Source organism: Achromobacter sp. SIMBA_011 (assembly GCF_046535435.1).
Taxonomy (GTDB): Bacteria; Pseudomonadota; Gammaproteobacteria; order Burkholderiales; family Burkholderiaceae_B; genus Achromobacter; species Achromobacter dolens.
The window spans coordinates 1-268 of the sequence record NZ_JAWRWN010000543.1; the positions used below are offsets into that span (position 1 = coordinate 1).

The following is a 268-nucleotide window of genomic DNA, read 5'->3' on the forward strand; positions in this document are numbered from 1 at the left end:
GGGCCGCATCCTCGAAACGCCCCTCGCCACCGTTCTTGTCGCCCAGCACCGCACGCACCTGCACATCGAAATCCGCATAGTGCTGGGTGGTCGACCAGATCGAGAAAATCAGGTGGTAGGGATCACATTTGGCCATCCGCCCGGCCTTCACCCAGGCGCGGATCACCTCGGCTTTTTCATCCACCAGTTGCTTCAGCGGCCCCTTCAGTTCGTCCTCGATATGCGGCGCGCCCTGCAGGATTTCATTGGCGAACAGGCGGCTCTCACG

1 protein-coding gene is annotated in these 268 nt (G+C 61.6%); it reads right to left on the minus strand.

The features are described from left to right. Positions 1 to 268, minus strand: a 268-nt coding sequence (locus tag SB816_RS32065) for a TetR family transcriptional regulator C-terminal domain-containing protein (protein WP_410548254.1), incomplete at both ends; no start/stop codon positions are given.